The 12,592-nt window shown below is 34.7% G+C and carries 11 protein-coding genes; 2 read left to right on the top strand and 9 right to left on the bottom strand.

Going from position 1 to position 12,592, the window contains the following annotated elements; all coding sequences use genetic code 11:
• Entirely contained in the window at positions 1 to 939 is a 939-nt protein-coding gene (locus DFQ08_RS05285; RefSeq protein ID WP_114308780.1) for a glycosyltransferase family 2 protein, read from the top strand.
• Here DFQ08_RS05285 and DFQ08_RS05280 read toward each other — a convergent pair.
• Positions 919 to 1,329 (bottom strand): sugar 3,4-ketoisomerase, encoded by a 411-nt coding sequence (locus DFQ08_RS05280; RefSeq protein WP_114308779.1) that lies wholly within the window; start codon positions 1,327 to 1,329, stop codon positions 919 to 921. The two genes, DFQ08_RS05285 and DFQ08_RS05280, sit on opposite strands and share 21 nt — an antisense overlap.
• Positions 1,329 to 2,423 carry a glycosyltransferase gene (locus tag DFQ08_RS05275; RefSeq protein ID WP_181858364.1) on the bottom strand — a complete coding sequence of 365 codons (1,095 nt, stop codon included), beginning with the start codon at positions 2,421 to 2,423 and terminating at the stop codon, positions 1,329 to 1,331. Before DFQ08_RS05275 ends, DFQ08_RS05280 begins: the two co-directional genes overlap by 1 nt.
• A 44-nt stretch (positions 2,424 to 2,467) precedes the next feature.
• On the opposite strand from DFQ08_RS05275, the gene DFQ08_RS05270 reads away from it, so the two are divergent.
• Positions 2,468 to 3,613: a glycosyltransferase gene (locus tag DFQ08_RS05270; RefSeq protein WP_114308777.1), complete on the top strand. Its 1,146-nt coding sequence runs from the start codon at positions 2,468 to 2,470 to the stop codon at positions 3,611 to 3,613.
• Between the two features lie 4 nt (positions 3,614 to 3,617).
• Here DFQ08_RS05270 and DFQ08_RS05265 read toward each other — a convergent pair whose 3' ends face one another.
• The 7 genes from DFQ08_RS05265 to typA form a co-directional block, all read right to left on the bottom strand.
• Complete coding sequence (locus tag DFQ08_RS05265) at positions 3,618 to 4,901, bottom strand: O-antigen translocase (RefSeq protein WP_114308776.1); 1,284 nt, start codon at positions 4,899 to 4,901, stop codon at positions 3,618 to 3,620.
• A 10-nt stretch (positions 4,902 to 4,911) separates the two neighbouring features.
• On the bottom strand, positions 4,912 to 6,222 hold the full coding sequence (locus tag DFQ08_RS05260) for an O-antigen translocase (protein ID WP_114308775.1): 1,311 nt from the start codon (positions 6,220 to 6,222) through the stop codon (positions 4,912 to 4,914).
• Positions 6,223 to 7,323 carry a DegT/DnrJ/EryC1/StrS family aminotransferase gene (locus tag DFQ08_RS05255; RefSeq protein WP_114308774.1) on the bottom strand — a complete coding sequence of 367 codons (1,101 nt, stop codon included), beginning with the start codon at positions 7,321 to 7,323 and terminating at the stop codon, positions 6,223 to 6,225. It abuts the gene before it with no gap.
• Positions 7,320 to 8,297 (bottom strand): GNAT family protein, encoded by a 978-nt coding sequence (locus tag DFQ08_RS05250; RefSeq protein WP_181858363.1) that lies wholly within the window; start codon positions 8,295 to 8,297, stop codon positions 7,320 to 7,322. Before DFQ08_RS05250 ends, DFQ08_RS05255 begins: the two co-directional genes overlap by 4 nt.
• A gap of 15 nt (positions 8,298 to 8,312) precedes the next feature.
• Positions 8,313 to 9,221, bottom strand: coding sequence for a DUF1574 family protein (locus DFQ08_RS05245; RefSeq protein WP_114308773.1), 909 nt, complete (start codon positions 9,219 to 9,221; stop codon positions 8,313 to 8,315).
• 2 nt (positions 9,222 to 9,223) lie between these two features.
• On the bottom strand, positions 9,224 to 10,669 hold the full coding sequence (locus DFQ08_RS05240) for an MBOAT family O-acyltransferase (RefSeq protein ID WP_114308772.1): 1,446 nt from the start codon (positions 10,667 to 10,669) through the stop codon (positions 9,224 to 9,226).
• 117 nt (positions 10,670 to 10,786) lie between these two features.
• Positions 10,787 to 12,583, bottom strand: coding sequence for a translational GTPase TypA (typA, locus tag DFQ08_RS05235; protein ID WP_114308771.1), 1,797 nt, complete (start codon positions 12,581 to 12,583; stop codon positions 10,787 to 10,789).
• Positions 12,584 to 12,592: the final 9 nt, after the last annotated feature.

Raw genomic sequence — 12,592 nt, 5'->3', positions numbered from 1 at the left:
ATGCCCTTTTTTTCTGTTATTATTCCGCTATATAACAAAGCAAAATATATAGTAGCATGTTTAGAAAGTGTCTTAAATCAAAATTATAAAGACTTTGAAATTATCATTGTAAATGATGGCTCAACCGATGCTAGTGCAGCAGTGGTTGAAGGTTATTCTTCAGATAAAATAAAGCTCTACCATCAGCAAAATTCTGGAGTGAGCAGTGCTCGAAATCATGCTGTGGATAAGGCTGAAGGGGACTACCTCGCTTTTTTAGATGCTGATGATTTATGGAAACCTGAGCATTTACAATGTCTTAGGGAAAGCATAGAGGCCTTTCCTAATGCTGGACTTTATGGTAATAATTACGAAATTAATTACAATAATAGTGTGGTACAGCCCGCACAATTTAACTTTAATTACGCCACACAGCCTTGTATTGTTACCGATTTTTTTAAGGCAAGCATGAAGGACACAATCATTTGGACTTCAGCAGCGGCACTCTCTAAAAAAACATTTTTAGATTTTGGAGGATTTAACACCGCTTACACTACAGGGCAAGATTTAGATTTATGGATTCGCATAGCCTTAAAGCAGGCCATTGTTTTTCATCCGCAAATAACCATGTGCTATAATAGGTCTATAAGTGATAGTTTATCTAAAGGTGAATTAAATGGGGTACGTTTTCAATTTTTAAATGCGTACCAAACGGTTGAAGCCACCAACAAAAGTCTAAAACGCTATTTAGATTTAAAGCGTTATGGTTTGGCCTTAAGAACAAAAATAAACGGAGAAAGCACCTTGTCTAAGCAAACTCAAAATACCATAGATTTCAGTAATTTAACCAAGAAACAAAAGCTGTTATTACAAATGCCCACAGGCCTATTAAGGCTCCTCAATACGGTTAGACCTTACGTGGTAAATAATTCGATTTACTTAAGACTTTTTAAAGCTTAAAAAAGCATTGAATTCTCTAATATAATCTAACTCATCGTATTCTTTAGAAGCTAAGACTAAGCAGACGCATCCTGAAGAAAAATTATCAATCTCTCTCCAAATTCCTGGAACGAGCAACAAGCCTTTATGTGGCTTATTAAGGTTGATCGTTTTACTGCGCTCCCCATCCTTAATTAAAACATCAAAGCTTCCGGAAAGTGGAATAATTAATTGGTACAATTCCTTATGCGCATGGCCACCCCTAAACGCATCCGATGGCACATCGTACAAGTAATAGACGCGTTCAATTTTAAAAGGAATTGTGTCTTTTTCTATAACCGCTAATAAACCGCGTTCATCATGAACTCTTGGAACTTCAAGAATAGCTACATCGTTAATTGTGGTACCCATTAATTATCAATTAAATTTTGCCATTGTTTAGAGATGCTCTCTACCGAAAAAGAGCCGACACTCTTTTTAGTATTGGCCTTGCAGCGAAGATATAATTTTTCGTCATCAATAAAACGATTAAATGCATTTCCTAAAGCCTTAGCATTATAGTTTTCTACCAACAAGCCGTTAAATTCATGTTTAATAACGCCATCTTCATAATTTTTATACTTAACACTGACCACCGGAATTTCACAGGCTAGAGATTCTAAAACTGTCATAGGAAAACCCTCATAATGACTGGTTAATACGGTGAATTTAGATTGATAAATATAGGCGAAAGGATTCTTTGAAAACGGTAAAACCTCAATATGATCCTGAAGCCCTAAAGTGTGAATAAGCGTTTCTATTTTTTGCTTATCCTTCCCTTGTCCCATCAGTAAAAGTTTAATTCCTTTTTTTGAAAGTTGAGATTTACTGTAAGCTTCAACTAAAAGACTCACATTTTTTTGCTTCTCTTCAAAACGACCGTACCAAAAAATAAACGAATCTGAAGCGGTAATAGCTTGGGTTTTTAACTGATTTAAATATTCAAAATCCACGGGATTATAAATGGTTTGTACCTGCTTAAAATTATAGTACGCTTCAACCTTATTTTTAATATGATCAGAGACCGCAACTATTTTTTTACTTCTGCCATAACTCAGTTTCGTTAACCATTTAAACGGTGGAAAATAGCGGTTAATGGTATAATTATGCACCATATAAATTGTGGCTTTCGGGTATATCAATCCAGAAATAATATATTCTGAAAAAGCTTTGCATCTCACACGATGGTCAATAACAAGGTCTATCGCATTGTGATTTAAAAACTTTTTTAAAATGAGCAAGCGCTTAAAACGGCCCAAACGCGTATCATCTTGTTCCTTTATAGCACCTAAATTCAGGAGTTTTCCGCGGTACGGATATTTTATACTATTAAGTATGCTTACCACGAAAACCTCATACCCTAAATCAGTCAAAAAAACAGATTGCATTGCTGCCACTCTATCGGCACCACCTTCACTAAGTGAGCGCGAGACAATACAAATTCTTTTTTTATGATTACTTTGCATATCCATTATTTAAGTGGTAAAGATATTAAATGAAACCTCAATAAATGAAAGTTTTACTATTTGGTGAATTCAATAGAGCGCAATGGAATATAAAGCAAGGGCTTGAAGCTCTTGGGCACGAAGCCATACTTGTAAGCACTAGAGATGGCTTTAAAAAAGTCGATGTTGATGTTGAAATTGTTAATCCTTACACCTCTTTTTACAGAAAGAAATTTAGAAACTTAATTAATCGATTGTTCCATATAGATCTTACTGCGGTTTCTATTAAGCGCCAAATTAAATCGAAGAAACACCTTTTGTCTGATTACGACCTTGTTCAGTTTATCAACGAAGCACCGTTTGACTTTAAGCGAAGCGACCAATTAGACATTTTTAATTGGCTAAAAGCTTGGAATAAAAATGTGTTTTTACTTTCTGCAGGTTTAGACTACCCGAGTGTTCGTTATGCTTATGACAAAAAATTTAGATACTCTATTTTGACTCCTTATTTTGAAAATAAAGGTTCTAAAAAAGACTTCTCACCTGCTTTAAGTTACTTAACAGAAGGCCATATCAGTTTGCATCATGAGATTTTTAAGTCGATTAAAGGCGTTATTTCTAACGATTTGGATTATCATATTCCCTTAATCGGTCACACAAAATATTTAGGGATGATTCCGCATGCTATTAATTTGAGTCTTCTGCAGTACCAACCCCCTAAAATTGAAGATAAGATTGTCATCTTTCATGGGATCAATACTTTTAACTATTATAAAAAAGGCAATGATATTTTTGATGCGGCTTTAAAAATTATCACTGAAAAATATCCTGATAAAGTTGAAGTCATAGTGGCTAAAAACCTTCCTTATAAAGATTATATACGAAGCTTTGATAAAGCCCATATTTTACTCGATCAAGTATATGCATACGACCAAGGCTTTAATGCCTTAGAAGCCATGGCTAAAGGTAAAGTTGTGTTTACCGGGGCCGAGCAAGAGTGGTTAGATTATTTTAATATTGAAGAAGATACTGTGGCTATAAACGCCCTACCAGATGCCGAAGACATCGCCCAAAAATTAGAATGGCTTATTCAACATCCAGAAAAAATTACTGAGATCTCTAAACAATCTCGAGCGTTTGTTGCTCGACATCATGACCATATTTCTTGCGCAAAAGCTTACCTTAAAACTTGGCAGGAACAGATTAAGTAATCTATTAGGCCTTATTTTTAGTACTATAATAGTTTCGGACGACAAATACCACTAATAGTAAGTAAATGATATAGCGCACAAAATGAGCTAACACCACACCTTCCGTTCCATAAAAAGGAATAAATAGCTTAGACAGGCCAAAAAACAAGCCTAAGGAAATCACTTCAGTCAGCACAAAACTTTTAACCATACGCTTTGCTAAAAATTGATGCGATAAGATCAGTGAGGCCAATCTAAAGAAATCCCCTAACAATTGCCATTTAAACAAGGGCTCCATGCCGGTAAATTCAGGATAGATTAATTGGATAATCAGTCCTCTAAAGAGATACACCAAAACCATCCCTAAACCAAAAATAGGCAGAATGGTTTTATAGATATTAAGCACCTCATCTATAAAGTCCTGCTTGGTATGGATACTCGCAAATTTTGGCAATACATATAAGGTAAAAAGACCGGTGGCGAATACCATATAGTTCTTAGAAATAAACGTAACGGCCGTCCAATACCCGGCTTCATTAACATTGATTTCATCAGCGACTAAGGTTCTTATATTGAGTTCTACATAATTCAGAAAAAACGTAGAAATAAAAGACATCAGTGTAAAGGCCAATAATTTATTTTTATATACAAGGCTTAATGAAATGGACCTAAATTTCAGATAAGTGGTAAGGGTTTTTCCGAAAACAAAAATCAAGACCACTAATTGTATAATTGGAGCAATAGCAATAGCAATTAACACCCCATTTAAGTCTGACTTATATAATCCTATCACTAAGGCAAGCGTCCCTAAAAGGTAGCTTAACAATTCTATTTTTGCATACCTTTTATAATCCGATAAACCACTTACCACAGCATGAACCAAACGCCCCATAGCTATAAACGGCACAATCACTCCGAGTAAATAAAACAGATATACCTGATCTAAAGTCCCAAATAGATAGTCTGACAAATACGATGCGCAAAAAAATAATATTGCTGAAGACCCCAAAGTTCCTATCAGCCCAAAAACGATAACGGTAGAAAATATTTTATGAAGTTCTGACGGCCTGTCTCTAAATTCTGAAACATACTTTACCACGCCATTAAATGCCCCCAAAGTCGAGGTGCTCGTTAACATGGCAATTAGATTTCTTAACTGCCCTATGCTGGCAATACCGGCTTCTCCAACCATAACGGCCAGTAAGCGTTGTATAAATGCGGAGACCACTAATCTAATCCCGATTACCACAGCATTTAGCGAGGTAATTTTAAGAACGGTATTACTGCTAATGAATTTTGGAAGTTTCACGGAGCTTAATTTAAAAATCGTCTACACCTTCTTCACCAATAACTCCAAATAACGAGCTACTAAAGAGCAGTAAAATGATACCGAAATACATAATATAACTAAGACAATGCCCCATTACAGCTCCCTTGACACCAAAGGAATCGATAAGATAAATACTAGAAACATACTTGATAACAAATAGGAAAATCTCTAGAATTAAAAAATGGGTAAACATGCGTTTGGCTAAAAATTGATAGGCAATTACTAAAGAGAGTACGCGTGCAATATCTCCTAATATTTGGTATCCAAAAAGCTCTTCAACAGGTCTAAAATCTTCCGTAAACAAAATGGTAATTAATAACGATCGGCTTAAATAAATGATTAAGAGGAGCACCAAAAAGGCCGGCATTATGCTTTTATAAAAACTAAAAATCTCTCTTCTAAATTCCTTTTTAGTGTTGATTTCTGAGAATCGAGGAAGAATATAAAGTGCCATTAAGGAGTTAAAAAACATGAGATAGTAGTCCGATACCCGTGTCATCGCCGTCCAATAGCCTGCTGATTTAACGCCTACCTCAGTAATTAAATAATTTCTAATGGTAATCATTACAATTGGTAAAGCAATAGAGCCCACTAAAGCCATAAACATATAAGGGCTTAATTTTTTTATTACTGAAATGCTAATCTGGGTAATTTTAATACAGGCCATAAGACTGCGCCTAAACGCAATCCCTACAATAGTAATAAGGAGGTTTAGAGCCGGAGTAATAACAATGGCTAATAACGCACCATCAATATTTTCTTGACGTATTAAAAGTAAGGTTACTAATAACCCCAGTACCTGCCCTAGAATATTAATAAGCAACAGGTATTTGTGCTTAGAGAACCCATTCATAATAGAAAAGGTGAACATGTTTAGCGCATAAAAAGGCAAAACTATGGCTAAAGTCTTTATGATATAGGTATAATTATATTGCTCTGAAAAAATGAGATTATTAATGGACTCTGCGTTATAATAACAAAGAAGTGCTAAAATTGAAGATGAAAAGAATCCAATATAAAAAACAGTAGAAAGTACTTTGGTGAGCTCTACAGCATCATTTTTAACTTGACTTACATATTTAACCACCCCTTTATAAAGTCCGGAAATGGATAAAGATTGTAAAGCACTAAAGAAATTACGTAAGTTTCCAATTAACGCCATCCCGGGTGCACCGATATAGATGGCAATAAATTTAGAAATTAAAATTCCAGCAACAATTTTAAGGCTAATATTAGCCATATTTAAATTTGCTGCTTTAATTAAAACCTCAGTATTTATATAATTAAAAAACTTTTTCAATTAGTAGGTATTTAAAACGTCTATAACCTTTTTAATCTCTTTATCACTCATCACGGGGCTGATAGGCAAACTTATAACTCTTTTATGAATCTTTTCAGTTAATGGTAAAATATAATCTGAAAAAGTCGCTAATGCCTCCTGTTTATGAGGTGGAATTGGGTAATGAATTAGCCATTCAATATGATGAGTACTTAAATAGTTTGAAAAATCAGCTCTATCTTCAACTTCCACAACAAAGGCATAAAACACATGATTTTCCGAACCATCATAAAATGGCAGTTTAATTTTAGGGTTCTTTATCTGCTTTAAATAGGTTTTCGCTAGGGCTCTTCGTCTAGTGTTATCGGCATCTAATGCCTTTAACTTAATCCTTAAAAAAGCGGCTTGCATATCATCTAAGCGACTATTACAACCTATAATTTGATGCGTATATTTAACAAGGCTTCCATAATTACGCAATAACCTAAGGGCTTTTACCAATTCGGCATCGCTAGTGGTTATCGCTCCACCATCTCCTAAAGCTCCTAAATTTTTACTTGGATAAAAACTAAAAGCTGCTGCATCTGAAAGATTACCAGCTTTACGCCCATTACTTGTCGCTATGGCGCCATGAGCTTGAGCTGCATCTTCAATTAATAACAAATTATAAGTTTTTGCTATTGCTTGTAGCTTTTCAACATCGGCTAGCTGTCCGTATAAATGCACCATCACAATGGCCTTGACCTCTTTGTAAACCGATTGGTCTTTGGCAACAAGAATCGTGTAGGTTTCAGCATCAGGTTCTACGAGAACAGGCACTAATTCTGCATGCAACACCGATAAAATAGTTGCTATAAAAGTATTAGCTGGCACCATCACTTTATCGCCTTTTTTCAGCTTCCCTATTTCAATATAACCTTTTAAAATAAGGGTTAGGGCATCTAAACCATTCCCGGTACCTACACAGTATGTGGTACCACAGTAGGCGGCAAATTCATTTTCAAAATTACTAACGTTAGTGCCAAGCACAAAGTGGGCTTGCTCTAAAGATTTGCTAAATGACGCCTGAAATTCAGCCTTAAAGCGGTTATTAATTTTATGAATGTCTAAAAATTTTATCATATAAAAACGGCCTCCAAGTGCTTATAATTTTTAGTTGCTATTTTATAAAATCCTTGTGGTATGGATTGTGCTGAAAAGCCTTCTTTCCAATATAATAATCCTTCATTAATATGAGCTCCTGCATCGATATTAGAAGTTCCGAAATCAAAGTACTTTTTATCGGAATACACCTGCTCTAAAAGATATTGGTGTAAAACATCTAAACTTCCTAATTCATTCTTATCGGCATTCCCAGAAATATATTGGCTATGCGCTACATTCTCAGTTTCAAAAATAGTTGTTCCGGCTACAAGCTTATCATCTAAATAAACGTTAAACTGCCTAATATTATTAGGGAATCTAGATTTTAATAATGTAATTTCGTCTAAAGAGTGCACCGGTTTCACGCCATGTTTATGCCCTAAATTAGGGATTAAAATTTCATTCCAAAAGGCCTCAAAAGTCGGAGATTCTTCCACCCTTAAATTCGCTTTTTGTCCTCTCTTTATACCTTTCTTTCTACTCTTTGAATAGGCTTTATGACGCATATCTATAACCGAATGTAAATCGACACGACACAAACTCGCTTCAGACTTAAACAACACATACTGCAAAGGATTATTACTACTATTATGTAGATAAATACTAAGAAGTTCCTTTAACGTTAAACTCCCAATATTTTGATTATGTAAAAATTCTAAGAGGACTTTAAAGATAGCAATATATTCAGAGGTTTTTAGAGTTTTAGCATGAATAAGTCCACCATAAGTCAGTCCAAAATGCGTATAAACAGCATCGCCTTCCCGATGTGCAGGTAAGAGTGCCACCAAGGTCTCATTTTTATAAACCATCAATGAGAAGTCCTGAAAACGATCTTTATGGTAATCCATAAAATCGCGCTGAAATAAAAAGCTATCTTGATTGCTATGAAGCGCAAAATGATTCCAAAGCTCCTTCTTAGAAGTATGATACAAGAAAACGTTGTAGTAAGACATTAATCAAAAATAATTTTAATTTTCTATTAAGCTATTAATCAATTGGGAAAATTTCTTAGCTCCAGAAGCATTTAAGTGATCGGCATCATAAAAATCCGCTGCGCCAAACGTTTTGTCAGCCATAAAATTATAATACCTGCAATTTTTATACGTTTCTTCCATTTTAGTTCCTGCCTTAATAATAGTTTCTAATTGGGTCGTATTTAAATGATTTCTATAGCTTTTATGGGCTGGTAAGGTAACCAAAAGCACTTCAACACCCTTATTTTCACATAACTCCACTAACTGTTTTAAAAAAAGCGTATTCGCTTTTACTAAAGCCGAAGACCTTAGGGTATGTTTTTTTGCCGCATATACGCCTAAATCTTCTAGGGCTCCATTGGCGTGTTCGTTTTCAAAATAGCCCCAACCCGATTTAGTCACGCTGATCATGTCTTCATCATTCACATAATAGGCTTTAAGTCGTGATAGATTATTTTTTAGCTTCACACTTAAAACTTCACTCTTATATTTTAATTTATTAGATACCTTTAGATGATGGTAAAGCTGGTAATCTTTTAATCGCCATGCTTCTGCACCTTCACCCAATTGCTCGTGTAAGGTGGTGTAAGAAAGCCTCACCACCACCGTTTTTAATTCGGGGAGTCTATCGATATATGCTTTAAGCATTAAATAATCGAGATCTATAGTTTCTGAAATATGACCTAAATTAAAGGTTTTTTTAGTGAAGTATTCCGGATTCATCCCATACATACTGTGCGAACTTCCTAAGATTAACGTTTTAATAGCGTCTTTTTGCAAGGTGATTTCAGAATGTTTAAACCTATAATCATTAGGAATATGCCTCAAAGCAATTTCTAACATTGCAATAAGAATTAAGACAGGAACGACAAAGGCTAAAACTTGTTTTATAAATTTTTTCATCTCTAGAATTGAAAGTAGATAAACTGTTGCTCTTCTCCATTAAAGTAAAATATTAAGAAGACAATTGCATAATAAAACATGACTCTATAGGTCCGTTTTGAGGTCTTAAATATATTTTCAAGGGCATGGGCTTTATCGCGACCGAACCATTCTACCCCAAACGAAAACAAAATTAGAATAAACAGGGTTAACGCTTGCTTATTACTTGAAAACTGAGGCCATTGAAACAAGGATTGCGAAAACAAATGCTTTAAATAGCCAATAGCATGGGGTAACGAGTCTGCTCTAAAAAAGATACGCGCAAAAATTAAAAACAAGAATGTATGGAACATTCCGAAAAGTTCTTTTCTATTTGGAAAGAGCCGATTCTCAGCTACAACAGCGGCATATTTTGTGTTTTTGCCTCTAATAATGTAGGGTACAAAATGTAAGGCATTTATTAATCCATAAACTACAAATTTCCAATGGGCGCCATGCCATAAGCCAATAACCATAAAAATGGCAAAGGTGTTTCTTAATTGCATCCATTTACTACCACGACTTCCGCCAATAGGAATGTAAAAATAATCTTTAAACCATGTGGTTAAGGAGATATGCCAGCGTCTCCAAAATTCGGCGATGTTCCGTGCAAAATAAGGATAAGCAAAATTCTTTTTCAAATTAAAACCAAACAATCTAGAGACCCCAATGGCAATATCTGAATACCCTGAAAAATCGCAATAAATCTGTATAGAAAACAAGAAAGCGCCAAAAAATAAGGTGCTTCCGGAGTAATTGCTGTAATCTTCAAAAATAGCATTGACAAAAAATGCGCAATTATCAGCAATGACCATTTTTTTAAACAGTCCCCAAAGAATTTGTTTTAGACCATCGGTTGCTTTAGCATAATCAAAAATTCTTCGTTTTTGTATTTGTGGTAAAAAGTTTGAGGCCCGCTCAATAGGACCTGCAACTAATTGTGGAAAAAAGCATATAAACGACGCAAAAGCAACAATATCCTTGGTTGGTTTTATCTTCTCCCTATAGATATCTATGGAATAGCTCATGGTTTGGAAGGTGTAAAAACTAATTCCTATAGGTAAGATAATATGAAGATAATTGAGGTCTATAGCTTTACCAAAAAGCATGAAGGCATCATTAAAATTTTCAATAAAGAAATTGTAATATTTAAAGAAGCCCAAGATGCCTAAATTGAGTAGAACACTCAAGAGCATCAGGTATTTTTTATGTTGTTTCAATGAGGCTTTTTCAATCGCTAAGCCCATACAAAAATCAATACATGTGCTTAAGATTATTAATCCTAAAAAACGCCAATCCCACCATGCATAAAAGACATAACTCGCAATGAGCAATAATACATTCTGACTTTTTAAGGATTTAAAAACAAACCAGTATAATATAAATACAATTGGAAGAAAAATTGCAAAATCTATGGAGTTGAATAGCATTAATTTGTTTTAATAGAATAAATCGGTGTAAGATAAAATAGATTGCGTTATTATACTAATAAAAAAAGAGAGACACTTTTCAGTATCTCTCTTTTCAATATTATAAAACTTATAGATCTAAAACTTGTTACGCTTACGATCTGTTTCTTTTAAGTAGATTTTACGTAATCTTAAGTGATTAGGTGTAACTTCTACGTACTCATCTTTTTGGATGTATTCTAAAGCTTCTTCTAAAGAGAATTTAATTGCTGGTACAATCTTAGCTTTATCATCTGCTCCAGAACTACGTACATTACTCTGCTTTTTAGCTTTTGTAATGTTTACAGCCATATCATCTTGACGAGAGTTTTCACCAATTACTTGTCCTTCATAGATATTTTCACCTGGCTCTACAAAGAACTTACCTCTATCTTGTAATTTATCAATAGAATAAGGAATTGCAGTACCATTCTCCATAGAGATTAATGATCCTGAAATACGTCCAGGAATATCACCTTTCAATGGTTGGTATTCTTTAAAACGGTGTGCCATAATAGCCTCACCTGCAGTAGCCGTTAATAACTGGTTACGTAAACCAATGATACCACGAGAAGGAATCATAAACTCACAAACCATACGGTCTCCTTTTGTCGTCATACTTAATAACTCTCCTTTACGCATGGTTACAAACTCTACAGCTTTACCAGATACGTTTTCAGGAAGGTCAATGGTTAACTCTTCAATTGGTTCACATTTAACACCATCAATTTCTTTGATGATTACTTGTGGTTGTCCAATTTGTAATTCGTAACCTTCACGACGCATTGTTTCGATTAATACCGATAAGTGTAATACACCACGACCAAAAACCATAAACTTATCTGCCGTTTCAGTTTCGCTTAAACGTAAGGCTAAGTTTTTCTCTAATTCCTTTTCTAAACGATCTTTAATATGACGTGATGTTACATACTTTCCGTCTTTTCCGAAGAAAGGCGAATCGTTAATTGTAAATAACATACTCATTGTAGGCTCATCTATAGCAATAGATTTTAAACCTTCAGGGTTTTCAATATCAGCGATAGTATCTCCAATTTCAAATCCTTCCACACCTACAAGCGCACAGATATCACCTGTTTCAACACGTTCTACTTTTTTACGACCTAAACCTTCAAAAACAAAGACTTCTTTTACTTTCGTTTTGGTTATAGTTCCATCTCTTTTTACTAAAGAAATTTGTTGTCCCTCTACAATGTTTCCTCTTTGTACTCTACCAATAGCAATACGCCCAGTAAAGTTAGAGAAATCTAAAGAGGTGATTAACATTTGCGTTGATCCTTCTGGAAATACAGGTTGAGGAACATGCTCTATAACCATATCTAATAACGGCTCAATGTTCTCTGTTTCATTTTTCCAATCATCACTCATCCAGTTGTTCTTTGCAGAACCATAAACGGTTGGGAAATCTAATTGCCATTCTTCAGCACCTAGCTCAAACATTAGATCGAAAACTTTTTCGTGTACCTCATCTGGTGTACAGTTTTCTTTATCCACTTTGTTTACAACGACACAAGGTTTCAAACCTAAGTCAATCGCCTTTTGTAAAACGAAACGCGTTTGTGGCATAGGACCCTCAAAAGCATCGACTAATAACACAACACCATCGGCCATGTTTAAAACACGCTCTACTTCACCACCGAAATCGGCGTGACCAGGAGTATCAATAATATTAATCTTAGTGTCTTTATAAATAACGGAAACGTTTTTAGAAGTAATAGTAATCCCTCTTTCACGTTCTAAATCATTATTATCTAGAATTAAGTCGCCAGTATTTTCGTTTTCACGAAACAGTTGACAATGGTACATAATCTTATCAACCAATGTTGTTTTTCCGTGGTCGACGTGGGCAATAATTGCGATATTTTTAATCTTAGTCATAACTAGTGC

This window comes from Winogradskyella arenosi (assembly GCF_003337305.1).
Lineage (GTDB): Bacteria > Bacteroidota > Bacteroidia > Flavobacteriales > Flavobacteriaceae > Winogradskyella > Winogradskyella arenosi.
This window is presented reverse-complemented; position numbering and strand designations above follow the sequence as displayed.

What these genes read in the sequence shown, in the direction of transcription:
- DFQ08_RS05285 (WP_114308780.1), top strand. Translation starts at nt 1, where the DNA reads ATGCCCTTTTTTTCTGTTATTATTCCGCTATATAACAAAGCAAAATAT.
- DFQ08_RS05280 (WP_114308779.1), bottom strand. Translation starts at nt 1,329, where the DNA reads ATGGGTACCACAATTAACGATGTAGCTATTCTTGAAGTTCCAAGAGTT.
- DFQ08_RS05275 (WP_181858364.1), bottom strand. Translation starts at nt 2,423, where the DNA reads ATGCAAAGTAATCATAAAAAAAGAATTTGTATTGTCTCGCGCTCACTT.
- DFQ08_RS05270 (WP_114308777.1), top strand. Translation starts at nt 2,468, where the DNA reads ATGAAAGTTTTACTATTTGGTGAATTCAATAGAGCGCAATGGAATATA.
- DFQ08_RS05255 (WP_114308774.1), bottom strand. Translation starts at nt 7,323, where the DNA reads ATGATAAAATTTTTAGACATTCATAAAATTAATAACCGCTTTAAGGCT.
- DFQ08_RS05250 (WP_181858363.1), bottom strand. Translation starts at nt 8,297, where the DNA reads ATGTCTTACTACAACGTTTTCTTGTATCATACTTCTAAGAAGGAGCTT.
- DFQ08_RS05245 (WP_114308773.1), bottom strand. Translation starts at nt 9,221, where the DNA reads ATGAAAAAATTTATAAAACAAGTTTTAGCCTTTGTCGTTCCTGTCTTA.
- DFQ08_RS05240 (WP_114308772.1), bottom strand. Translation starts at nt 10,669, where the DNA reads ATGCTATTCAACTCCATAGATTTTGCAATTTTTCTTCCAATTGTATTT.
- typA (WP_114308771.1), bottom strand. Translation starts at nt 12,583, where the DNA reads ATGACTAAGATTAAAAATATCGCAATTATTGCCCACGTCGACCACGGA.